Source organism: Arthrobacter sp. CAN_A2 (assembly GCF_015752045.1).
Taxonomy (GTDB): domain Bacteria; phylum Actinomycetota; class Actinomycetes; order Actinomycetales; family Micrococcaceae; genus Arthrobacter_D.
Genome location: NZ_JADOUS010000008.1, coordinates 140132 through 162176, shown reverse-complemented (window position 1 = coordinate 162176; position 22045 = coordinate 140132). Strand labels below are relative to the sequence as shown.

21 protein-coding genes and 1 riboswitch are annotated in these 22045 nt (G+C 67.7%); of the genes, 11 read left to right on the top strand and 10 right to left on the bottom strand.

What is annotated here, in order from left to right; genetic code table 11:
* Positions 1-11: 11 nt before the first annotated feature.
* The 4 genes from IWX63_RS12305 (at position 12) to IWX63_RS12290 (ending at position 4430) form a co-directional block, all read left to right on the top strand.
* Positions 12-317 carry a hypothetical protein gene (locus IWX63_RS12305; RefSeq protein ID WP_199278446.1) on the top strand — a complete coding sequence of 102 codons (306 nt, stop codon included), beginning with the start codon at positions 12-14 and terminating at the stop codon, positions 315-317.
* Positions 318-972: 655 nt separating this feature from the next.
* On the top strand, positions 973-1737 hold the full coding sequence (locus IWX63_RS12300; protein WP_334685840.1) for a matrixin family metalloprotease: 765 nt from the start codon (positions 973-975) through the stop codon (positions 1735-1737).
* Between the two features lie 135 nt (positions 1738-1872).
* Positions 1873-2418 carry a heme-degrading domain-containing protein gene (locus IWX63_RS12295; RefSeq protein ID WP_199278445.1) on the top strand — a complete coding sequence of 182 codons (546 nt, stop codon included), beginning with the start codon at positions 1873-1875 and terminating at the stop codon, positions 2416-2418.
* A gap of 347 nt (positions 2419-2765) precedes the next feature.
* Positions 2766-4430 carry an HNH endonuclease signature motif containing protein gene (locus tag IWX63_RS12290; RefSeq protein WP_199278444.1) on the top strand — a complete coding sequence of 555 codons (1665 nt, stop codon included), beginning with the start codon at positions 2766-2768 and terminating at the stop codon, positions 4428-4430.
* A gap of 248 nt (positions 4431-4678) precedes the next feature.
* Here IWX63_RS12290 and IWX63_RS12285 read toward each other — a convergent pair whose 3' ends face one another.
* From IWX63_RS12285 to IWX63_RS12275, 3 genes are all read right to left on the bottom strand, one after another.
* On the bottom strand, positions 4679-5332 hold the full coding sequence (locus tag IWX63_RS12285) for an SDR family oxidoreductase (protein ID WP_199278443.1): 654 nt from the start codon (positions 5330-5332) through the stop codon (positions 4679-4681).
* A gap of 225 nt (positions 5333-5557) precedes the next feature.
* A complete protein-coding gene (locus IWX63_RS12280; RefSeq protein WP_199278442.1) occupies positions 5558-6946 on the bottom strand; it encodes an LLM class flavin-dependent oxidoreductase in 1389 nt (462 codons plus the stop codon).
* Positions 6947-6982: 36 nt separating this feature from the next.
* Positions 6983-7096: riboswitch (SAM riboswitch) on the bottom strand.
* A 289-nt stretch (positions 7097-7385) separates the two neighbouring features.
* Positions 7386-8144 (bottom strand): SDR family NAD(P)-dependent oxidoreductase, encoded by a 759-nt coding sequence (locus tag IWX63_RS12275; protein WP_199278441.1) that lies wholly within the window; start codon positions 8142-8144, stop codon positions 7386-7388.
* A gap of 125 nt (positions 8145-8269) precedes the next feature.
* On the opposite strand from IWX63_RS12275, the gene IWX63_RS12270 reads away from it, so the two are divergent.
* Positions 8270-8485, top strand: coding sequence for a GNAT family N-acetyltransferase (locus IWX63_RS12270; protein ID WP_334685839.1), 216 nt, complete (start codon positions 8270-8272; stop codon positions 8483-8485).
* On the top strand, positions 8431-8559 hold the full coding sequence (locus IWX63_RS16945; RefSeq protein WP_442859129.1) for an N-acetyltransferase: 129 nt from the start codon (positions 8431-8433) through the stop codon (positions 8557-8559). Before IWX63_RS12270 ends, IWX63_RS16945 begins: the two co-directional genes overlap by 55 nt.
* A 399-nt stretch (positions 8560-8958) precedes the next feature.
* Here the strand turns inward: IWX63_RS16945 and IWX63_RS12265 are convergent, their stop codons facing one another.
* The 4 genes from IWX63_RS12265 to IWX63_RS12250 all read right to left on the bottom strand — a co-directional run bounded on the left by IWX63_RS12265 (position 8959) and on the right by IWX63_RS12250 (position 12931).
* Complete coding sequence (locus IWX63_RS12265; protein WP_199278439.1) at positions 8959-9720, bottom strand: SDR family NAD(P)-dependent oxidoreductase; 762 nt, start codon at positions 9718-9720, stop codon at positions 8959-8961.
* Positions 9721-9759: 39 nt separating this feature from the next.
* A complete protein-coding gene (locus IWX63_RS12260; protein WP_199278438.1) occupies positions 9760-10761 on the bottom strand; it encodes an acetamidase/formamidase family protein in 1002 nt (333 codons plus the stop codon).
* 61 nt (positions 10762-10822) lie between these two features.
* Positions 10823-12004, bottom strand: a complete 1182-nt coding sequence (locus IWX63_RS12255) for an NAD(P)/FAD-dependent oxidoreductase (RefSeq protein ID WP_334685838.1) — start codon at positions 12002-12004, stop codon at positions 10823-10825.
* 192 nt (positions 12005-12196) lie between these two features.
* Positions 12197-12931, bottom strand: a complete 735-nt coding sequence (locus tag IWX63_RS12250) for a glutamine amidotransferase (protein ID WP_199278437.1) — start codon at positions 12929-12931, stop codon at positions 12197-12199.
* Positions 12932-13007: 76 nt separating this feature from the next.
* Here IWX63_RS12250 and IWX63_RS12245 point away from each other — a divergent pair, with 76 nt between their 5' ends.
* A complete protein-coding gene (locus IWX63_RS12245; protein WP_199278436.1) occupies positions 13008-13727 on the top strand; it encodes a VIT1/CCC1 transporter family protein in 720 nt (239 codons plus the stop codon).
* 453 nt (positions 13728-14180) lie between these two features.
* On the opposite strand, the gene IWX63_RS12240 is transcribed toward IWX63_RS12245, so the two are convergent.
* A complete protein-coding gene (locus IWX63_RS12240; RefSeq protein WP_334685847.1) occupies positions 14181-16193 on the bottom strand; it encodes an MFS transporter in 2013 nt (670 codons plus the stop codon).
* An 89-nt stretch (positions 16194-16282) separates the two neighbouring features.
* Positions 16283-16846: a MarR family winged helix-turn-helix transcriptional regulator gene (locus tag IWX63_RS12235; RefSeq protein WP_199278434.1), complete on the bottom strand. Its 564-nt coding sequence runs from the start codon at positions 16844-16846 to the stop codon at positions 16283-16285.
* A 248-nt stretch (positions 16847-17094) separates the two neighbouring features.
* Here IWX63_RS12235 and IWX63_RS12230 point away from each other — a divergent pair, with 248 nt between their 5' ends.
* The 4 genes from IWX63_RS12230 (at position 17095) to IWX63_RS12215 (ending at position 21138) form a co-directional block, all read left to right on the top strand.
* Positions 17095-19512, top strand: coding sequence for an FdhF/YdeP family oxidoreductase (locus IWX63_RS12230; protein WP_199278433.1), 2418 nt, complete (start codon positions 17095-17097; stop codon positions 19510-19512).
* A gap of 375 nt (positions 19513-19887) precedes the next feature.
* Entirely contained in the window at positions 19888-20274 is a 387-nt protein-coding gene (locus tag IWX63_RS12225; RefSeq protein WP_199278432.1) for an SHOCT domain-containing protein, read from the top strand.
* A 69-nt stretch (positions 20275-20343) separates the two neighbouring features.
* The gene (locus tag IWX63_RS12220; RefSeq protein WP_199278431.1) at positions 20344-20805 is read left to right on the top strand and encodes a DUF6325 family protein; all 462 of its coding nucleotides are present in this window, start codon (positions 20344-20346) and stop codon (positions 20803-20805) included.
* Positions 20806-20817: 12 nt separating this feature from the next.
* The gene (locus tag IWX63_RS12215) at positions 20818-21138 is read left to right on the top strand and encodes an SHOCT domain-containing protein (protein ID WP_199278430.1); all 321 of its coding nucleotides are present in this window, start codon (positions 20818-20820) and stop codon (positions 21136-21138) included.
* A gap of 277 nt (positions 21139-21415) precedes the next feature.
* On the opposite strand, the gene IWX63_RS12210 is transcribed toward IWX63_RS12215, so the two are convergent.
* Entirely contained in the window at positions 21416-21925 is a 510-nt protein-coding gene (locus tag IWX63_RS12210) for a hypothetical protein (protein WP_199278429.1), read from the bottom strand.
* Positions 21926-22045: the final 120 nt, after the last annotated feature.

The following is a 22045-nucleotide window of genomic DNA, read 5'->3' as shown; positions in this document are numbered from 1 at the left end:
CGGTCCGGCGAATGCGGGACCTGCTGCTCGTCGCCCAGATCGTCAATGTACTCACCGACGGCATGCCGGGCGGGCCAGTCGTCCGGGTAATCGGGGAACGATGGACCGTCGCAGGGCGCACGGGACGGACGAGCGCGTGTGACACCGTACGGGAACTCTGGCTCGCGATGCTGGACCACCACGGAGCGGGCGCGGCTTCGCGCATCGCGGAACGGCTGGCGCAGGGTCTGCCCGGTGCGTCGCCGCTCGCGGACCGGGTGCTGCGCGAGGGGCTGGAGGCAGCGAACGACGTCCTGGGCGGCGCCGCATCCTCCTAGGCACCATCCTCGGCCCCGCCTGCTGCCCAACCGGGCGGCAGGCGGGGCCGTCGTCGTTCCGGTGTTTCGCCTGTCCGCCGCCCGGGTCCGACGTCGTTCCAGGGTTTCCAGCCCGGCTCAAGGTGGTCCACGTCGTCGTTCCGGGGCTCCTGCTCACCAGGGTGACGACCGCCGTCGTTCGCGCTGCGGGGCGCCTGGCGGCCGTCGTCGTTCGTGGTTTCTACCCGCATCGCGCTGGTCGGTCCGGGACACTCCGAGCACCACGCCGTCCGGCGGGGGAAGGAAGGAACGACGGCGCGGCTGACGCGCCGACCGATCCGCGAGCGGCAGCCTTCCCTCAGGTTTCCCCAAGGACTCGCGATACTCCCCCCCCTCCGGCATCGGCAGTACAGCAGGATGGGGCGGGGATCAGTCGGCTGGGGGAAGTGCGGGGCGCATGGGGTCAATGGATCGCGAGTGGTACCACGAGGGTCGCGATGCACGGATGAAGGCCGCTCAGGGGTCGCCATCGGGCAGGATTCCGCGGTGGACACTCGACGACGAATCCGGCGCGCCGTCCGCTCCCCCGCACTGGCGGGTCGCCCCCTCCTTCGAGCAGGCACCGACCAGGAGGCGCACGGCACCGGCCACCAGGCGCCGGAGGCGACTCGGCACGATGGCCGCCCTGGTCCTGATCACCGCCCTGTATGCGACGCCGTCGCTGTTCGACCGTTTCGTCCTTCCGGTCGCATCGCCCTACCTGCCCGGCGCGGACGTGCCGCCGCCCGGAGTCGAGGCAAGTGGCGTGCCGCTCGGGACGCCGCCGCCCGCACCGGCGTCCACCGCGTTCAACCTGATGGATTCGCCCGTCGAGGACCAGGAGTGGGTGGCCTACGACCCGTGCCGCCCCGTGCACTACGTCGTCCGGCCGGACAACGCACCGGCAGGATCGGAGGGACTGGTCCAGGAGGCCGTCGCGGCAGTGTCCGCCGCCACGGGCCTCCAGTTCATCGACGACGGCACCACGACGGAGGCACCCTCCGAGGAACGCGACCCCTACCAGCCGGAGCTGTACGGGAAGGCCTGGGTACCGGTGCTGATCACGTGGACCAGCGAGGCGGAGATCCCGGGACTCGCCGGTGACGTCGCCGGACTCGGCGGCAGCGACTACGCCCAGGCGCTCGGGCAGCCGCTGGTCTACGTGGGCGGGCAGGTGCAGCTCGATGCACCCGACGCCGCCGCATCCCTCAGCTATCCGGACGGGCGCGCGTATCTGAGGGCGACGATCATGCACGAGCTCGCGCACGTCGTCGGACTCGACCATGTGGACGACCCCGACGAGCTGATGTACGAGCAGAACGTCGGGCGGATCTCGTTCGGGGAGGGCGACCTTGCCGGCCTCGCGCTCCTCGGCGCAGGGCCGTGCGCGCCGGGACTCTGACGTCGACGGGTTATGCCTGGTGCGCGGTCGACGGCGACGAGAGGCACACCTGAAGCCTGGACCGCGCCCCGAAGAAAAATCCTAAAGAACTGAGGAAAACCCCTCTACATCCCCTTGACGACGTAAATTAACTAGATGAGCAATGATGCCCTCCCGACAGCCGTCAGACCGTTCGATCCCGACGGCGGCAGCGAACAGTCTGCGGAGGCGCTCGAGGCGCTGATCACCTCGGTCGAGAGGGAAGTCGCCGAACTCCAGTTCACCCGCTTCACGAACGACGACGCCGTCGCCCTGGGGCAGCTGATCGTCCAGCTGGGTGCGGGGCGCAACCTGCCGATCGCGGTCTGCATCCGGCGGCCGGACCACATCCTGTTCCGGGCCGCGCTCGACGGGACGACGCCCGACAACGACTTCTGGCTCGACGCGAAAAGCCTCACGGCCGAGCGCTACCTCGTCCCCTCCCTGCTCGTCGGCCTTCGGGGCCGACGCAACGGCGGGCGGGTGGAGGACGATCCCCTGTTCGATACGACGACGTACGCGGCGCACGGTGGCTCCTTCCCGCTGTACATCAAGGACGTCGGTCCGGTCGCCACCGTGACGGTCTCCGGCCTTCCGCAGCTCGAGGACCACAGGCTGGTCGTCGAGGCGCTGCGCACGTTCCACGCCGCCGACGGCCTGTAGGAGCCCACGACGACGCGATGCGTCCTCGCGTTACCGGCGTGTAGGGGTGCCTCCTGCTCGACCGGCATCCTCACCATCTCGTGGCACCGCCGGCCGATCCGCGAATTGAGGGGTGTCGGTGCTGGGGAACCGGCCTGGCGTGCCGGTGCTCTCGCGGCGGGATGGCAACGCGTCGGTGCGAACCACGGAGGTCCGTCGGCGGGCGGGCACCGGGGCAACAACGGATCGTCAATCGGAATACCGAGGCGATCCACACCGGGCGACTATGTGGACAACTGAGGACGTCTCTCCCTCCACATTCGTTCTCCTCGAACGCCATTAGTACGTACGTTCGATAAAATTCAGGCATGGCTACCGCACCGATCGAGCGCTACACCGCACGTCCGAGTCTCCTCGACTCGGCATGCACAGCGCTTGCCGACTGCGCACGCGAGGTAGGTCAGGGCTACGGCATCCAATCCCGACAGGACGCCGCAGATCTCATCATGAAGATCGAACACGTATCGAGGATCGTCGACCATCTACAGGTCCTGGCTGCCCGCATCGCCGAGGAGCATCATCTTGCTGACGACGATGGGGAGCAGCCCACCGGCGGCTCCCTATTGGCGCGGGCAGAGCAGGCGATCGCCGGGAACGCCCAGTCCGGCCTTGCCTCCGAAAGCACGTCCACATCGACGGGTAACGGGTCCAGGAACTGCACCGACTTCCTCCGCGCCACGCTGGGCATCAGCCGCGCCGAGGCGAAACGACGGCTGACTCTTGCAGACCTGGTACTCCCCCGTACCTCGCCGACCGGCGCACCTGTTCCCGCCAGACTCACTGCGCTGGGCGCAGCAGTGACCTCCGGCAGTATCAGTGGGCGAGCAGCGACCGTCGTCGCTCAGGCGGTGCAGCGGGTGGACTCGTTCGCGACACCCCAGCAGCTCGAGTCGATGGAGCACCACCTGACACGACAGGCGATGGAGGCCGACGAAGACATCCTCCGGGTGCTCGCACGTCGATGGGAGGGCGTCCTGGACCAGGATGGGCAGGAGCCAAAAGAGAAGGTACTGCGCGCACGACAGGGCGTCTTCTTCCGAGGCCGGCGCCATGGACTGCACTTCCTCGAGATCGGTGCCACGGATGAGCAGTTCGAACTGCTCGCGACGGTCATGAATTCGACGGCGAACCCGCGCGGCGCAGCGGGTAGGACCGGTGGCCCTACACCTGACCTTGCACCGGGGGCTACGGACGCGTCAGGTGCCTCGGACGTCCGGGGCGCCCCGGGCACCCTGGACGCTGATGACACGAGAATCCTGGCCGCCGGCCTTGGCCTGGACGAGGGCAGAATCCCTTCCGATGATCCGCCGGCGGCAACGAGGGCCCAGACCCTCCTCGACGGGCTGGTCACCGCCTGCAAGGTCACGTTGAGCACAGCAGCGCTGCCGTCGGCAGGCGGCCATCGCCCGCAGGTCATGGTGACCATCGACTACAAGGACCTCATCGGCGCCACACACAGGCCGGGGTATGCCGTCTTTTCCGGGCAGATGGATGCAGGGAGCATCAGGAAGCTGGCATGCGATGCTGACATCCTCCCGCTTGTTCTCGGAGGTAAGAGTCAGGTACTCGATGTCGGCCGGGCACAACGGCTCTTTCCGCCGCACCTCCGGCGAGCGCTCGTTGCGAGGGACAAGGGCTGCGCCTTTCCCGACTGCTCAATTCCTGCCAGTTGGTGCGAAGCACACCACCTGAAGCCCTGGTCATCCGGCGGCACGACGAGCGCCGACAACGGCGTCCTGCTGTGTTCGCGCCATCACCACGTCATTCATCAGGGGACATGGTCGGTGTCATCCCGGAATGGCATTCCATGGTTCACCGGGCCCGGGACGCTTGGTCCTCCGGGAAGCGCCCGGCGGAACAGATACTGGCAAGCAGGCCAATCCGTCGATGAAGCACTGATCGACGACGCCTCGGGGCCGAGCCCGGACGTCTCGAAGCGCAACTCCCGCTTTCTGGAGCACAGCACCGGATGATGGAGCGTTTGGTCTGAAGGGTCCGAAGGGTCCGAAGCGTTTGAAGCGTTTGAAGCGTTTGAAGCGTTGAAGCGTCGTATGCGTACGAATCGTTGTATGCGTCCGGATCGTCCGCTGGACCGGACCATCTGGCGCGAACACTCGTGAAGCAGGACCGCACCCACCACACACCAAGCGCCATCGTCGCCCGGCCCACACAGAAGGCGACGCCCTCAACTGGGCGCCGCCTTCACCCCGCTGAGACCGGACTACAGTGCGGCCTCGATGGCCTCAGCGACCGGCGTCTCACCGCTGTTGAACTGGATGGTCTTGTCCACCGTGCCGAGGTTGCCGAGCACGACGGCCGCCACGAGGGCGACATCGTCGCGGGCCACCGAATCCTGCTGCGGCTTCGCGGACACCTCGATCTTCCCGGTTCCGGGGTCCGTGGTGAGCGATCCCGGCTGGAGGATGGTCCACGCGAGTGTCGAGTTGCGCAGGTGCTCATCAGCCGCAGCCTTCGCCTCCCCATAGTGGAAGAAGCCGTTGTCCTCCGGAACGCCATGATCCTTCCGTGCACCGAGGTAGGACACCATGACATAGCGGCCTACGGACGCCTCCCGGGCAGCATCCATCGAACGGATCGCAGCATCCCGATCCACGGCATACGTGGCTTCGGGGCTCGCACCACCTGCACCGGCAGACCAGACGACTGCGTCGTGGCCACGGAAGACATCAGCCATCTGCGCCACCGACAGTTCGGAGACATCGGCCACCACGGGGGTTGCACCTGCCTGCTCGACGTCGCCGGCGTGGTCCTGGTTGCGGAAGATCGAACTGACCTGGTGGCCCTGGCTGGTGAGGATCTTCGTGAGGTGCAGTGCTACTTTTCCGTGCCCACCGATGATGGCTACGCGTGACATGGGAACTCCTTCTGTCGAGTGACTGGTCGTCGGATACCTTGTCTTCGACGCTAGTCCTCCATGGTCGGGCTGGCCACCTTCCCGTGATCGTTCCGCCGCCAGCGCAGACCTATTCCCAGGTGCCATCACCAAGTGGCAGCGCCGCTCGTTTCCGGCTGATGCGTTGGAACCGGACGGGTCCAAGCGCCAACCCGGCCCAACGTCACCAGCCGATCCGCCGACACGTCAGGGTCGGACGGGCTGAAGCCGATACTGCGCGCCGCGGTGCTCGTCCGGCAGACGATCGCCCTTCCCGAAGAGCTTCTGGCGCAGTGTTCCTTCCGTGTACTCCGTCGGATAGGCACCACGCTTCTGCAGTTCCGGCACGACGAACTCGATGATGTCCTCGAAGGTCCCGGGCGTGATCGCATAGGCGAGGTTGAAGCCGTCGACATCGGTCTCCTGGACCCATGCCTGAAGTTCATCGGCGACCTGCACACCTGAGCCGACGATGCGCGGCCCCAGCCCCCCGATCCCCGCCGATTCGGCGATGTCGCGCACAGTCCACGGCGAGCCGTCGTCGTTCACCTTCTGGAAGTTCGCGACGGCGGACTGGATGGCGTTGGACTTCACGTTGCCCAGCGGCTCGTCCGGATCGTAGACGGAGAGATCCACGCCGAGCCATCCTGAGACGAGCACGAGGGCCCCCTCGTAGCTGACGTACTGCTGGTAATCCGCGTGCTTGGCCTGGGCCTTCTCCTCCGTCTCGTCCGTGATGACGGTGAGCAGCGTGTAGATCCGCACCGAGTAGCGATCACGGCCTTCGGCCTCGACCGCATCCCGGATCTTCCTGACGACGTCCTTCAGCTTCTCCTTCGTGGGCGCAGCGACGAACACCGCCTCGGCGTTGCCGGCCGCGAAGGCGATGCCACGGGAGGACGCTCCGGCCTGGAAGATGACCGGTGTCCGCTGGGGCGAGGGCTCACTGAGGTGGATTCCCGGGACCTTGAAGTACTTGCCGTCGTGGTTGATGTCATGGACCTTGCCCGGATCGGTGAAGACACCGGTCTCGCGATCGCGGACCACTGCGTCGTCATCCCACGACCCTTCGAGCAGCTTGTAGAGGACCTCGAGGTACTCATCCGCGTGGTCGTAACGCGCGTCGTGCTCGAGCTGATCCTCATGACCCATGTTGCGTGCAGCGGAGGGCAGGTAGCCGGTGACCACGTTCCAGCCGACGCGCCCCTTGGTGAGGTGGTCCAGCGTGGAGAGCCTGCGCGCGAAGGGGTAGGGGTGCTCGTACGCGGTACCCGCGGTGACACCGAACCCGAGGTGCTCCGTGACGAGCGCCATCGCGGAGACGAGCAGGAACGGATCATTGACCGGGGTCTGCGTGCCCTGCCTCAGCGTGGCCTCGTTGGAACCGCCATAGACGTCGTACGTGCCGAGGACATCGGCGATGAAGATGCCATCGAACAGTCCCTTCTCCAGGGTCTTCGCCAGATCGGCCCAGTACCTCAGGTCCTTGTAGCGCCAGGACTGGTCCTCGGGGTGGCGCCACAGACCGGGCGACTGATGACCCACGCAATTCATGTCGAAAGCATTGAAGCGGATATGGCGCGGTGATGTGGGCATGAAGAATCCTCATATCGGGGCACTGCCGTGGCGGAAGCGCCATACTTGCCCGCACTGCCTGTGCCGGGCCGAATCCTCACCTGGGGCACCCCACTACAGCGAGAGGGTTGCCGTCCAACGAACCAGGGTTTTGCGTTGGAGCTCTTGATTCTGGTGTCGAGCGTAAGTGGGCCCGCACGCCGTCGTCCACCCGCGGCCGTCACGGCGCGTCACGAATCCACCGTCCCTCACGGCGCGGAGAGCGCGTCGAACCAGAGCACAGGAGTTACTCCGAATGTTCTTCTGCAAGCAAACGGCACCGCGTTCATCGCAGCAGCGATCCTCACTCACCTCCGCAGAGGGCACCACCGCGGGGCTCCACCACGCCCTGAGCGCAGAACGGACCGGCAGGTCCTCGCCCACAGCGGGCGTCCATCCCGCCGAGGCGTACTGCCGGCGACTACCGCAGGTAGGACGCCCCGTTGACGTCCACCACGGTGCCACTGACCCAGAGCGGAGCCTCGGTTGCGAGCCACACGACGGTCTGCGCCACCTCCTCCGGCGTCGCGACGCGGTTGAAGGGACTCTGTGCACGCACCGCGTCGCCGGCCGGACTGTCGAGCACGGTCCTGCCCATGTCGGTCTCGACGAACCCGGGCGCGACGGCGGCAGCGAGGATCCCGTGGGGCGCGAGTGCCACGGCGAGGGACTGGGTCATGGAGTGCAGCGCCGCCTTGCTCGCGCCGTAGGCCGGCGTGACGGGCTCCCCCCGATACGCACCGCGCGATCCCACACCGACCAGCCGCCCGCCCTCCGGCCCTGTCGGCCGGTCGAGGAGATGCCGTGCGACGAGCCAGGACAGGTTCGCGGGCCCCAGGAGATTCACGTCCAGCGTGCGACGCCACGCTTCCTGCCAGTCGTCGAAGGACACGGTGTCGATCGGGTGCGCCTCGAACATCCCGGCGTTGTTCACCAGCACGTCGAGCCCACCCAGCCCATCTACCGCCCCGTCGACGATGCGCAGGCAGGCCGCGGGGTCACCCACGTCCCCGACGACCACCACGTGGCCGTCACCCGGAAGCGCATCGCGCACCGCCGTGGCGGCGCGCTCATCACGGCCGGCATGGACGGCTACACGGTGTCCACGGCCGGCGAGGTCATGTGCGATGGCAGCGCCGATGCCTCTGCTCGCACCGGTCACCAGAATGTTCGAAGTCATGGTTCAGACCGTACATCGTGGACCGCGCCGCAGCGGGGAGGGCTGAGTCCTCCATGGAAGAAAAAAGGCCGAACGACCCGAACGGGCACGTTGACCCCGGTCACCACGGATGCGAGGGTGGCTGGATGAGCACCGACGCGGTAGTCCAGATCAGCAACAACGAGGCCGGGAGCCGCTACGTGGCCACCGTCGACGGCGGTCCCGTCGGCACCGCGGCCTACGAACGGTCCTCCGATTCGATCACCTTCACGCACACGGTCGTCGATCCGGACGTCGAGGTCACGGAATCGGCAGCAACCTCATCCGGTACGCACTCGACGACGCCCGCGGGCAGCACCTGAGGGTCGTTCCCCAGTGTGAATTCGTGGCGGCCTTCATCCAGGAGCACGCTGAATACCAGTACCTGACGGCTTAGGCCGTTCCCCTGCTCCCCTATCGTGGGGCCGCGTCGAGGACACACCGCACAGCAGGCTCTGGATACACGGCCCCGAGATCAACGAGATCCGGCTCTGCTTCCTGTCGAAGCAGGCCACCGACCGACGACGGGGCACCGGCAGACCCGGCGTCCCGTCGTCGTCCGGGCTCTGAAGGTCAGAGCCAAGACTCTCGGGCCCGACCCGTCCGAGCTGGACATGTCCGGCCCAGAACCGTCCGGGCCGGAACCGTCGGAGCCAGAACCGTCCGGGTATGACTGTCGAGCCGGAACGGCCCGAGCCAGAACCGCCCGGCCCGATCTGTCGGGCCAGACCTATCGGGCTGGAACCGTCCGAGCCAGAACCGCCCGGGGTATGACTTCGGGCCGGAACCGTCCGGGCTAGAACTGGATGCCGCGCGTGAGCGCGCCGTCGATCAGGAGGTTCGCACCGGTGGTGCGGCTCGAGCGCGGGCTCGCGAGGAACACGACGGCGTCCGCCACCTCCTGCGGAGTGCCCATCCGACCGGTGGGGTTGAGGGCCATCGCGGTCGCGAACAGCTCCGGGTTACCCTGCTCGATACCCGGCCACACCCCACCCTCGTGGTACGTGTTGCCCGGCGAGACGGTGTTCGCCCGGATCCCCTGCCCGGCGAGCTGGAACGCGAGACCCGCCATATAGGCGATCAGCGCCGATTTCACCGTCCCGTAGGGGCCGGAGGCGAAGTCCACCTCGCGTCCCGAGACGCTCGAGATCGCGGTGATCGACGGCGTCGCACTCCGGGCCAGGTACGGCAGCGCGGCCTTGACCAGGCGCACCGTGCCCATGAGGTCCACCCGCAGGCTGGCTTCCCAGTTCTCCTCGGAGTCCTCGATCGCGAGGGCGCTGACATTGCTGACCACCGCGTCGATCCCGCCGAATTCCTCCCCCATGGCTGCCACCCAGGCGGCGAGCGCCGGTCCGTCGCCGACGTCGACCACGTGGCCGACCACCCGGCCGGTCGACGACGACAGCGCCGCCTCCGTCTCCGCGATCTCCGCGGCATTGCGGGCGCAGAACGCGACGTTCGCACCCTCGGCCGCGAACGAGTCGACGATGGCGCGGCCGATGCCTTTCGTGCCGCCGGTGACGAGCGCGGTGGTGCCGTCGAGATGCAGATCCATGGGACTCCTTCGATCAGTAGGTGGTGTCGGGTGGGGCCGTCAGCGGAGGTCGGCGCTTTGCCGTCGCAGGTGCGCGTGGAGGCCGCCGTACGCGTCGACGGCGGGGAACAGCGCCTTGGGAGCCTTGACCACCACGCTGTAGTTGGCGTCGACGGCATTGGCGATGGGGGCCTGCGCCGTCTGCGTGAGGAGCTGGTAGGCGTCCAGCTGGTGCAGACCGAAGAGGTCCCCGAACCAGCGGACCATCTCCAACTGGCCGATGCGCCAGGAGTCCTCCATGGGGCGCGAGGACCCCACGGCCATCCAGTGGTAGTCCGTCTCGAGCCTCGGCCAGGCGGGAGCCCCGCCCTTGATGAGCTCCACGATGATGGTCGAGTGCATCGCCCCCTCGACGGCGGTGCCGCAGGCCTCCCCCTCGCCCTGGCGGTAGTGGCCGTCGCCGATGGAGAACAGCGCACCCTCCACGTTCACCCCGAGGTAGACCGTGGTACCCGCCTTCACGTCGGGGGCGTCCATGTTGCCGCCGAACCGCTCGGGCACCAGCGACGACCGGACCTCCCCGCCGGGCGGGGCGACGCCGACGGTCCCGAGCATCGGCTCGAGCGGCAGGGCCACCTCGAAGTCCCCGAGCCGCGACTGGAATCCGACGGTCCGGCGCTCGGTGTCGACGTGGTAGATCCAGGTGATGTCGGGCAGGGGATCCTGCAGGGACGCGGTGCGGTCGGTACTGGTGAGTCCCCCGAAGAACGGGATGGTGGCGGACGCCCCGTAGGAGCGCGCCGGCGTGAGGTCGACGACGTGCAGCGCCAGCGTGTCCCCCGGCTCCGCCCCCTCGACGTAGAACGGTCCGGTCTGCGGGTTGACGAAGTTCAGGTCGACCTTCTCGCCCGACACGTCATCCACCGAGGTGAGCGCATTGTTGAACGCGTCCTCGGACCAGAGCCGGAGCGCGGTGCCGGGCCGGACCGTCAGGACGGGAGCACTGCCGCCGAAGGTGTACACGAGCTGATCACGCCGGGGGTGGTACTCGATGATCTCCATGACCGGATGCTACGGGGCGGTTCCGGTACGGACAAGGGTGGGAGAAGCACCGGGGCGACGGTCAGGCACGGCCCTTCAGGATGAGGTTCCAGTAGACCTTCGGCAGCACGAACCGCTCCATCACGTACGTCAGCCGCCGCTCACGGGCGAGATTGTCCCACCCCGGCACGGTCGGCATCGGGGAGTACTTGTCGTCGAACTCCGAGAAGACCACGGTGTTGTGGCTGACCACGAACGGGCAGGCCGAATAGTGGTTGTACTCGGCAGTGGGCTTCTTCCCCTTGAGCACGGCACGGAGGTTCTTCGCCAGCACCGTGGTCTGCATGCGCAGTGCAGCCCCGGACTTCGAATTGAGCGTGGACGCGGCATCACCCAGGGACCAGATGTTCGGGAAGCGCGGATGCCGGAGGATGACCGGATCAACCTCGACAAATCCCGCCCGGTTCCCGTGCGCCGGCAGGTCCGTGGACTTCAGCCACTCGGGGGCGGACTGGGGCGGCACGGCGTGGAGGACGTCGTAGCCCAGGGTCTCCGAGGTGCCGCTGACACTGTTCGCCAGCTCGACGGTACGGCCCTCCGGGTCGACGGAGGCGAGTTCAGTGCTGTACCGGACCTCGATGCCGTACTCCTCGATCTTCCGGTTGAGTTCCTCGTCGATGATATCCATCCCGAAGATGGTGGGCGTGGACACGGCGAGGACCACGCGGATGTCCTTGAGCACACCCTGGCGCTGCCAGTGGTCGCACGCCAGGTACATGGGCTTCTGCGCCGCACCGTCGCACGACGCCGGTCCGGGCGGCTGGGTGAAGACGACGGTGCCGCGGGTGAGGTCCCGGAAGAGCTTCCAGGCCTTGGGTGCGAGCTCGTATTCGTAGTTCGAGGCGCCGTGTGGCCCTTCCATCGCCTCCTTGAGGCCGGGGATGGCGGTCCAGTCGTTCTGGATCCCGGGACAGACGACCAGGTGGTCGTACGTGACGGCGCTGCCGGACTCGAGCAGCACCGTGTTGGAGCCGGTGCTGACGTCCGTGGCCTTGTCCTGGATCCAGGCGACCCCCGACGGCATGACGTCCGCCTGAAGCCGCACGGCCTCGAAGGCGTCTGCCGTACCGCCGGCGATGTGCGAGAAGAGTGGCTGGTAGAGGTGCCGGCTCCTCGGCTCGATCACGGCGACGTCCTTGAAGCGGTACCTGCGCAACCGTCCGGCCAGCGAGACGCCGGCGTTGCCGCCGCCGATGATCAGCACCTGGTGGTGGCGTTTCTCGCCGGGAGCCGGCCTGACGGGGACGGCGTGTCCGGCCGGTGCGGTGCTCGTGCGGAAACGGATAACGGCTACCTCTTCTGTGTCGCCCTGCGCGGCCTGTCTTCCGACAGTACCTCCCGGCACCGGCCCACGTCAGGACGCATTTCCCCGGTGACGCAGCCCCCGAAATGCGCCTCAGTCCCGCGCGTACCGCCGCACGAAGGCGCCGAGGATGGCTGCGGGATGGTCCACTGCGGAGGCACGTGCCCGCTCGATGTAGTCGTCGGCCTCCTCGGGCGGGAAGTACCCCGCGTGGCGGTAGGTCCTGATGCGGCCGACGAGCGCCTCGACGTCGAGTTCGGGGTGGAACTGGGTGGCGTACACGTTCTCGCGCACGCGGAACATCTGCACGGGGCAGGTTGCGGACGACGCCAGCAGGACCGCCGACGACGGCAGCGCGGCGCATGCCTCCTTGTGTCCCACATAGGCGGAGAACGACGACGGCAGCCCGGTGAGCAGCGGGTCGGCGCGGCCCTCGTCGGTGAGCGTGATCTCGATGGCGCCGATCGGCTCCGCGTAGGTGGTGTCGATGATGGCGCCCTGGTGCCGACCGAGGGTGCCGACGCCGTAGCAGGCTCCGAAGAACGGGAAGTCCTCAGCCACCACAGTATCGAGCAGCCGGCCGAGCTCGCTCTCGACGCGCACCTGCACGGCGCCCTTCGACTCCTCGGGGTCCGAGGAGTTGAAGGGGCTGCCCCCGAGGAAGATCCCCGAGTAGTCCGCGAGGTCGAGCTCGGGCAGGGATTCCGCCTCGAGCCGGACGCGCCGCAGCTGGCCCTCGGTGAGGCCACCGAAGCTCAGGAAGCTCTGGTATTCGGCTTCGGCAGCGTAGTCGTCGACGCGGGTGGCCAGGAGCAGGAACGGTTTCACTCCTCGATGCTACTGGGCCGGCAAGGCAAGCCGATCCTCTGTAGCAGGACGAGGGGTGCGGTGCTTTACTGCTTCCATGACGGATATGCCGGTCCAGCGCAGCGAACCTCATGACAGCAGCGTGGCAGGGCGCCTGAACTGGCTCCGCGCCGCGGTTCTCGGTGCGAACGACGGCATCGTGTCCACCGCCGCGACCGTCGTCGGCGTCGCCGGCGTGACGAATGCGGTCGCGCCCATCCTGGTGGCGGGGACGGCTGCCGTGGTCGGCGGATCCGTATCCATGGCGCTCGGCGAGTACGTCTCCGTCAGCAGCCAGAAGGACAGCCAGGAAGCCCTGATCGAGAAGGAGCGCCAGGAGCTCGCAGAGGATCCCGACGGCGAACTCGCCGAACTCGCGGGCCTGTACGAGCAGAAGGGGCTGACTCCGGAGACGGCCCGCCAGGTCGCAGACGAGTTGACCGAGCACGACGCCCTCGCGGCACACCTCTCCGCGGAGCTGAACATCGACGAGCTCGAGGTCGCCAATCCCTGGCACGCGGCATTCGCGTCCGCGGCGTCCTTCGCCGCCGGTGCGGTCCTCCCCCTGCTCGCCATCCTCCTGCCGCCGGCCGAACTCCGGATCCCCATCACATTCGTGGCTGTGCTCGTCGCCCTGGCCATCACAGGTGCGATCAGTGCCCACGTGGGCGGCAGCTCCCGACGGCGCGCGACGATCCGGCTCGTGATCGGCGGCGCACTGGCCATGGCCTTCACCTATCTGGTCGGGGCGCTCCTGGGCACCACCGGCATCGCGTAGGCACCCGGCTGCACCGGCCCCGCGATACCAGCCCAGCGATACCGACCCCGCGGCACCAGCCCAGCGATACCGACCCCGCGGCACCAGCCCAGCGATACCGACCCCGCGACACCGACCCCGCGGTCCTCTCATCGGCTTCGGCCGGTCGGTCAGTCGGCCGGCCGATGGGACAGCCGGCAGGTGAGACAACCGGCAGGTGAGTCAGCTGGCATGGGACAGCCGGCAGGTGAGTCAGCCGGTCGGTGAGTCAGCTGGCATAGGACAGCCGGCAGGTGAGTCAGCCGGTCTGTCGGACAGCCTGTCGGCCGGCCGAGCCGCTCGACACCGCAGGCGCACAGGTCCTGATGGACCAGGACAGGCACCCCAGACGACACCAGGCCACCGGGATCACCCGGCGGCCTGGCGAGCTACTGCTCCTGCTGCTCCTGCTCCTCCTGCTAGTGCCTGTCCGGACTAGCGGTCGGCCCCCGCACGGTCCTCCACATCGGCGTCCAGCGCGGACAGACCGGTCAGCTCGTCGAGCTCATCCAGTTCATCCAGCTCGGACAACTCGGTCAGCTCCCTGGCCGACAGTTCGGACAGCTCCCTGGCTGCGCGATCTACATCGGCCCTGAGGATCTCCACCGGACCGGCACTGTGACGGCCATGGGACGGCTGGACGGCGACGACGTCGGACTCGCCCGAGGTCCGACGTCCACTCTCGTCGCCCCGGTTCGGAGCAGCTGCATCCAGCTGCGCGGCGTCAGCCGCAGGCTGCCCATCAGCATCCGCGAGCTGCGTACCCGCCGGGGAGCCGGACTGCGTCCCGGTGACGGCGAGCCGGGTACCCGACTGGGTGTGCAGCGTGCCGCCGGTCGTCGACATACCGGACCGGGGCTCCGACGGCGCTCCGGCGACCGACGGCGTCGCACCGGGCGCAGCGGTCGCGGCTGGCGACATGGAGGCGGCCGGACCGGCCGGTGCCGCCTGCGCGAAATCGACCGTACGACGCAGCGGGGTCTCCTTGATGAACAGGACACAGACGAGTCCGACGACGGCGATGACCGCGGTGATGAGGAAGATCAGTGCCGTGCTGTCGCCGTAAGCGGCCCGCACGATGTCGGCGATCGGCGCAGGCAGGTCGACGAGGTCGAGCGAACCACCCGCCGCACCCCCACTGGCGGGGATGCCTGCAGCAGCGAGTCCCTCGGTGGTCTTGTTCTCCACCTGCGTGCCGAGGATGGCGCCCAGGACGGCGACACCGGCCGCTCCACCCATGGAACGGAAGAAGGCGACGGACGCGCTGGCCGTGCCGATGTCCTTGACCGCCACGGTGTTCTGGACCGCGAGGACGAGGTTCTGCAGCAGGAGGCCGAGACCCAGGCCGAAGACGAAGGTGTAGATGCCCACGACCCACAGGTCGGTCAGGTGGTCGATGGTCCCGGCGAGACCGAGCCCCGCGATGAGGAAGAGGGACCCTGCGACCAGGAACCGCTTCCACTTGCCGAACCTGGTCACGAGCAGTCCGGCGCCGATCGAACCGATGAGGTTGCCGGCGATCATCGGCATGGTGAGTAGCCCGGCCTCCGTCGGCGTTGCGCCGCGTGCCACCTGGTAGTACTGGCCGAGGTAGCTGGAGCTGGCGAACATGGCGACGCCGACGGTGATCGAGGCGATGATGGCCAGGGCCGTGGTGCGCTGGGAGATGATCTTCAGCGGGATGATCGGCTCGGTCACCTTGGACTCCACCAGCAGGAGGAGGGCGAGCAGGATGAGACTGCCACCCACCATGAGGGCGCTCTCGCGGGAGAACCACTCGTAGTAGCCCTCCTTGCCGGCGAAGGAGACCCAGATCAGGAGCAGGCTGACGCCCGCGGTCAGGAGGATGGACCCGAGCCAGTCGATGCTGGCCTTGCGGCGCGTGTCGGGGAGCTTCAGGGTCACCTGCAGCAGCACGAGTGCGATGATCGCGAGCGGCACACAGACGAAGAACGTCCAGCGCCAGCCGAGGGGCGAGTCCACGATGAAGCCACCGAGGAGCGGTCCGCCGGCCGTCGCCACAGCCATGACGCCGCCCATGTAGCCGGAGTACCGGCCGCGCTCACGCGGGGCGATGATGGTGCCGATGATCGCCTGCGCCAGGGCGGTCAGGCCACCCATGGCGACACCCTGGATGACACGGGCCGTGAGGAGCAGCGGGATGGTCTGGGCGAACCCTGCCAGGACCGAGCCGGCCACGAAGATCACGATGCTGAGCTGCACCAGGACCTTCTTGTCGAACAGGTCGGCGAACTTGCCCCAGATCGGCGTGGTCGCGGCGTTGGCCAGCAGCGCCGCCGTGATCACCCAGGCGAAGTCGGTCTGCGAGCCGTTGAGGTCGCTCATGATGGTCGGCAGGGCGTTCGCGACGATCGTGCTGCTGAGGATCGCCGTGAACAGGCCCGCGAGCAGGCCGGTGAGGGCCTGCAGGATCTGCTTGTGGCTCATGGGCTCGCCGGCCCCGTGGTGGTGCGACGTCGACGCCGGTTGCTGCTCGGGGACTCCGGCTGCCTTCGTCCTGGTGGGATGGGTGGCCATCAGTGGTCTTCCTTCACGATCTCGGACGCGGGGTCCAGGTGGTGACGGCCGTCGTTGCCCGTGCTGTCTGATGCTGCATGTGATGCTCCGGTGGGTGTCGCGTGGGGCGGTCCGTCAGGGTGCGGCCCCGTCGACCGCAAGGCGATCGTGAGGTGCTGGACGGAGAGTGACGCCGCTTCGGCCTCGCTCTCCGTCCAGTCGGACAGGATGCCCCGCAGCGTCTCCGCCCTGCGCTCGTAGGTCTCGGCGAGACACGCCCGGCCCTGCGGTGAGAGCGAGAGCAGGCAGGCCCGCCCGTCCAGCGGATCCGCGGTGCGGACCACGAAGCCGTACTGCTCGAGGTCCGCGAGCTGTCTACTCAGGGCGGACGCGCCGATACCGAGCCGGGCCGCGAGCGCCGACGCGCGCAGCGGCCCGCCCTCGGCGATGAAGAAGAGGACCCCCGTGTGTGCCGGACCCAGCTCCGAATGCTTCATGCTCGCCGCTGTGACCGCCCGCAGCGCACGCTGCAGGTCGAAGATGTTGTGCACCAGCTCTGCGGCGGTGGACTGCCCTACGGACATGGAGGCTCCCGGCTCATATACTTCGTTGCTCTAAGTAACGGTACTTCTGCCGTTTCGTTAGGTCAACTAACTAAACCGGGATCCGACGTCGTTCATCGCACAAACGGGCCCTCTCGAGTCAAACCGCGCCGCACGGATGTCGAAGGCTTGCGGCCGCCCACGGTAGCCTGTTAGGCCTGAGGTATCAGGGCGGGTAGACCACCTGTCGAGGAGTGCCCATTTCTGGGCCGCGAAGGAGGACGTCCGCGATGACGCGCAAGGAACCCCGTGTAAACGAAGTCGACGAGAAGGACATCGAGGTCTCGAAGCGGCCCAAGGACTGGGCAGCGGGCATCCCCGGTGTCTATCACTCCATGAAGCCGGCGATCGAGCACATGGGCGTGAAACGCACCCTCCAGACCGTCCTCAAGATGAACCACAAGGACGGCTTCGACTGCCCGAGCTGCGCCTGGCCCGATCCCGCCAAGCGCAAGACCTTCGAGTTCTGCGAGAACGGTGCCAAGGCCGTCACCTGGGAAGCGTCTCCCGTGGTGATCTCCTCGGACTTCTGGGCCGAGAACTCCATCACCGACCTGCGTGAGCGCTCCGAGTACTGGCTGGGCATGCAGGGACGGCTCGTGGAGCCCGTCTACAAGCCCGCCGGCGAGGACCACTACCGGCCCGTGAGCTGGGACAAGGCGTTCGAGATCGTCGGCAACAAGCTGAAGAGCCTCGACACCCCGGACGATGCCGCCTTCTACACGAGCGGCCGCACCTCGAACGAGGCGGCGTTCATGTACCAGCTCTTCGTCCGCGGCTTCGGCACCAACAACCTGCCCGACTGCTCCAACATGTGCCACGAGTCCTCCGGCTGGGCCATGGGCCAGACCATCGGCATCGGCAAGGCGACGGTCACGTTCGACGACTACGCCGACGCCGACCTGATCATCGTGATGGGCCAGAACCCGGGAACGAACCACCCGCGCATGCTCACCGAGCTGGAGGCCTGCAAGGAGTCCGGCGGCCAGATCGTCTCGGTGAACCCGCTGCCGGAAGCCGGCCTCAAGCGCTACAAGAACCCCCAGAAGGTCAAGGGCGTCGCAGGCAAGGGCACCGAGATCTCCGACCAGTTCCTCCAGATCCGGCTCGGCGGCGACATGGCGCTCCTGCAGGCCGTGTCCAAGCGCGTGTTCGAGGCCGAGGCCAAGAACCCCGGCACGGTGCTGGACCATGCGTTCCTCGAGGAGCACTGCGAAGGCCTCGACGAGCTGCGCGACTACCTGCTGAAGCTCGACGACGCCACGGTCCTCGAGGCCACGGGCCTGCGGATCGAGGAGATCGACGAGCTCGCTGCCCGCTATCTCGCCGCTGACAAGGTGATCATCACCTGGGCGATGGGCATCACGCAGCAGAAGAAGGGTGTCGCCACGATCAAGGAGATCATCAACCTCCTGCTGCTCCGCGGCAACATCGGCAAGCCCGGCGCCGGCGCCTCCCCCATCCGCGGCCACAGCAACGTCCAGGGCGACCGCACCATGGGCATCTGGGAGCAGATGCCCCAGACGTTCATGGATTCCCTCGGCAAGGAGTTCAACTTCGAACCGCCCCAGGAGCACGGCGTCGACGCCGTGGAGTCCATCCGGCGCATGCGTGACGGACAGGTCAAGGTCCTCGTCGCGCTCGGCGGGAACCTGGTCTCGGCGATCTCCGACACCCAGGTGGCGGAGAAGGCCTTCGAGAACACCGACATGACGGTGCAGATCTCCATCAAGCTCAACCGTTCCCACCTGATCACCGGCGAGGAGGCGCTGATCCTCCCCTGCAAGGGACGCACGGAGATCGACCGCCAGGCCACGGGCGAGCAGTTCGTGTCCGTCGAGGACACCGTGTGCGCCGTGCACCCCTCCTGGGGCAGCGTCGAACCCGTCTCCGACAACCTGCTCTCAGAGCCGGCGATCATCAGCCGGCTCGCCCGTGCCACGATCGACGGCAAGATCGACGCCGACTGGGAGGGCTTCGAGAAGGACTACGACCTCATCCGCGAGCACATCGCCCACGTGGTCGAGGGCTGTGAGGACTACAACGTGAAGATCCGCCGGAAGGGCGGCTTCATCATGGCAAACGGGCCGCGCGACTCACGGACGTTCAACACGCCCACCGGCAAGGCCGTCCTCACCGTCAACGACCTCGAGTACCTCGAGCGTCCCGAGGGCACGCTGATCCTCCAGTCGCTGCGCTCCCACGACCAGTGGAACACCACCATCTACGGTCACAACGACCGTTACCGCGGCATCAAGAAGGGCCGCCACGTGGTGTTCATCAACCCCGAGGACATCGCCGACCTGGGACTGGAGGACGGCCAGAACGTGGACGTCCACGGCGTGTACGACGACGGTGTGCAGCGCGTGCTCCGCGCCTACCGCGTGGTCTCGTACCCGACGGCGCGCGGCTGCGCCGCCGCGTACTACCCCGAAGCGAACGTGCTCGTCCCCCTCGACGAGGTCGCAGAGGGAAGCAACACCCCGAGGTCCAAGCAGATCATCGTCCGCTTCGAGAAGAGCACCCACACGGCACCGGCGTCGCACGACCACGTCGCTACCGTGCAGGCGCCCGACGTCGAACCGGACGGCTTCCCGACCAACGGCACGACGACGCGCGCGAAGAAGGCCGAGGCGGCGAACGCCTGACAGCAGCCGCCCGGCAGGCGACCCCCGGTCCTGACCGGGGTCGCCTGCCGGGTACGGCCGGTGCTCGGGTGTTGGCCGAGATCAATGGACGGCCAGGAGTGGGTTCGGCGGATTCTTCCGCCGGACCCACTTTCATGTCCGGATCCATGCCCGGATCGATGCCCGGATTGCGGCGTCGCTCATCGCCGCCCGGCGAAGCCACGTGGGGTGTCTCCACGGATGCCTCCGGGGAGAAGCGTGATCGCTCCCGTAGCGGGACCATCGGCCCTATGGGAGCCCTCCTCGTGGCCCTACCGTGATGCTTGAGTGCGGAGGGCCCGCCCCCGGGCCCTCCCCGTTCTCACCACACACCCGCACGGCGCAAGGAGATCGGTCATGGACGTTCTGGAAGGTATCTGGGATTTCGTCTGGTTCTTTTTCTGGACCTTTGCGTTTATCGCGTATCTGATGGTTCTGTTCTCGATCATCGGTGATCTGTTCCGCGACCACGAGCTGGGCGGATTCGCGAAAGCGGTCTGGCTGATCTTCCTTCTGTTCCTCCCCTTCATCACGGCACTGGTCTACGTGATCGCCCGTGGGAAGGGCATGAGCGAGCGCCAGATGAAGATGATGCAGCGCGATCAGGAGTACGAGACCCAGCGCATCCGGTCGATCGCGGGCTCCAGCTCAGCCGACGAGATCAGCAAGGCGGCCTCGCTGTACCAGAGCGGAGCGATCACGGCGGAGGAATACGAGTCGCTGAAGGAGAAGGCCCTCCACTAGCGGCGCCCCGTACGACTCGCCGCATGACCGGCGTCCCCTCTCACACATCGATTCCCAGGAGGAACCGCAGTGACCACCACAGAAACGTCAGCAGTCGACGACGAGACTCTCGTCGCCCCGATCGACTTCGTCCTCCTCGAGTTCTCACCCGAGCGCCTGACCGGCGAGGCTGCCCCCGCGCTCATGGACCTCGTGGAGCGGGGAGTGATCCGCCTCTTCGACCTCCAGATCGTCCGCAAGGCCGAGGACGGGAGCGTCGACGTCATCGAGCTCACCGATCCCATCTCGGAGAGCGGCGGGTTCTCCTCCTTCACCGGGGCGTCCTCCGGGATCCTCGGCGTCGACGACATCCGTCAGGCGACGGACGCCATGAGCCCGGGCACGATAGCCGCGCTCATCGTCTACGAGAACACCTGGGCAGCCCGGTTCGTGTCCGCGGTCCGCCACAGCGGCGGAGAGCTGATCGCCAGCGCACGGATTCCGGCCACCGACATCATCGAGGCGCTCGATGCGCTCGATGCGACCAACTGAGGAGATCACGACATGCCAGGTCTATTGCGCGGGGTAGCCCGCACCGCCGTCGTCGCCGGCACCGCCACCGCCGTGAGCGGACGCGTGCAGCGCCGCCAGGCCGCCAAGTTCGCCGACCGCGACGCACAGACCGCCGCCGACCGCAGCCGAGCCTACGAAGAGGACATGGCGGCAGAGGAGCCGGCACCGAGGGACGAGGCAGCGGCTCCTGCCGCTGCGGCGGAGCCGCCCCGGGACATGATCACCCAGCTCAGGGAGCTCGCAGCCCTGAAGGAGGACGGGATCCTCACCGAGGAGGAATTCGCGGCGCAGAAAGCCAAGCTCCTCGCCTGACGGCCCGGCGGGGCGACGGGGTCGCAGCCTCGGCCCTCTCCCGGCCGGTGCATTGCCCTCTCCACAGCCGGTGCACATCCCGTGCGCGGGCGTCCCTCGTTCGGTTTCCTGAGCGCAGCTTCCGCCCGTGCCCGCCCGTGCCCGCCCGTGCCTACCCATGCCTGCCCATGCCTGCCCATGCGCAGGTGCCTGCCTCTGCCTACCCACGACCTGCTCAGCTCCGGCCGTGGCAACGTGGTCGGTCCGAAGGAGGGACGCGGCAATGCTGTCCGCCATGTCAGTGGATGATCACCTTGAGGCCGATCATCGCGAGACCGAAGAGCGCCGTCGTCAGGGCCCCGAGGAGGCGTATCGGCATCGTCGCCCCTCGCTTGAAGAACGCGAAATATCCGAGGACCGCAAGGGCGGCGACCTCGACCCAGAGCGCGAACCACATGGCATTCTCGTCGTCGATGACGCGGGTAGCCCCCAGCAGGAGGATGACGGCGGGGACCGCCGCCCCGATGACCAGACCCGATGACCGCCGCACGGACGCCCGGAACGCCGTCCGCAGTTCCACACGGTCATGTCGACCGACGTTCAGGTGTGCGAGCGTCCCGGCGTAGATGTGGGCTAACCAGAACACCAGTACCGTTCCGACCACGGTCCAGAAAACCGCCCAACTGCTGTCGCCGTGCCTGCCGGCGGTGACAATGATCCCAGCCACGAGGATCAGGGCATAGATGGCCTCCTCCGACACGAATCCTGCTTCGACAATCGGACGGTCTGGCGCTTCCGGCTCAGTCATGGCCACAGGATACGCCGTGGCACTCCGCCCACGGATGGGGTCGCCCACCACGGCTGCGTCTCGCCCGGGTCCGTCACGTGCGCTGCACCACCTCGTGGGACTCGCGCCCGGCGGCTGCGC

Bases quoted from the DNA above. Each gene is read 5' to 3' on its own strand.
- IWX63_RS12260 (WP_199278438.1), bottom strand. From the start codon at position 10,761: ATGGAGATCATCGAGTACCACCCCCGGCGTGATCAGCTCGTGTACACC.
- IWX63_RS12305 (WP_199278446.1), top strand. From the start codon at position 12: ATGCGGGACCTGCTGCTCGTCGCCCAGATCGTCAATGTACTCACCGAC.
- IWX63_RS12275 (WP_199278441.1), bottom strand. From the start codon at position 8,144: ATGACTTCGAACATTCTGGTGACCGGTGCGAGCAGAGGCATCGGCGCT.
- IWX63_RS12225 (WP_199278432.1), top strand. From the start codon at position 19,888: ATGGACGTTCTGGAAGGTATCTGGGATTTCGTCTGGTTCTTTTTCTGG.
- IWX63_RS12245 (WP_199278436.1), top strand. From the start codon at position 13,008: ATGACGGATATGCCGGTCCAGCGCAGCGAACCTCATGACAGCAGCGTG.
- IWX63_RS12215 (WP_199278430.1), top strand. From the start codon at position 20,818: ATGCCAGGTCTATTGCGCGGGGTAGCCCGCACCGCCGTCGTCGCCGGC.
- IWX63_RS12285 (WP_199278443.1), bottom strand. From the start codon at position 5,332: ATGTCACGCGTAGCCATCATCGGTGGGCACGGAAAAGTAGCACTGCAC.
- IWX63_RS12300 (WP_334685840.1), top strand. From the start codon at position 973: ATGGCCGCCCTGGTCCTGATCACCGCCCTGTATGCGACGCCGTCGCTG.
- IWX63_RS12210 (WP_199278429.1), bottom strand. From the start codon at position 21,925: ATGACTGAGCCGGAAGCGCCAGACCGTCCGATTGTCGAAGCAGGATTC.
- IWX63_RS12230 (WP_199278433.1), top strand. From the start codon at position 17,095: ATGACGCGCAAGGAACCCCGTGTAAACGAAGTCGACGAGAAGGACATC.
- IWX63_RS12270 (WP_334685839.1), top strand. From the start codon at position 8,270: ATGAGCACCGACGCGGTAGTCCAGATCAGCAACAACGAGGCCGGGAGC.
- IWX63_RS12295 (WP_199278445.1), top strand. From the start codon at position 1,873: ATGAGCAATGATGCCCTCCCGACAGCCGTCAGACCGTTCGATCCCGAC.
- IWX63_RS12265 (WP_199278439.1), bottom strand. From the start codon at position 9,720: ATGGATCTGCATCTCGACGGCACCACCGCGCTCGTCACCGGCGGCACG.
- IWX63_RS12240 (WP_334685847.1), bottom strand. From the start codon at position 16,193: ATGAGCCACAAGCAGATCCTGCAGGCCCTCACCGGCCTGCTCGCGGGC.
- IWX63_RS12290 (WP_199278444.1), top strand. From the start codon at position 2,766: ATGGCTACCGCACCGATCGAGCGCTACACCGCACGTCCGAGTCTCCTC.
- IWX63_RS12280 (WP_199278442.1), bottom strand. From the start codon at position 6,946: ATGCCCACATCACCGCGCCATATCCGCTTCAATGCTTTCGACATGAAT.
- IWX63_RS12235 (WP_199278434.1), bottom strand. From the start codon at position 16,846: ATGTCCGTAGGGCAGTCCACCGCCGCAGAGCTGGTGCACAACATCTTC.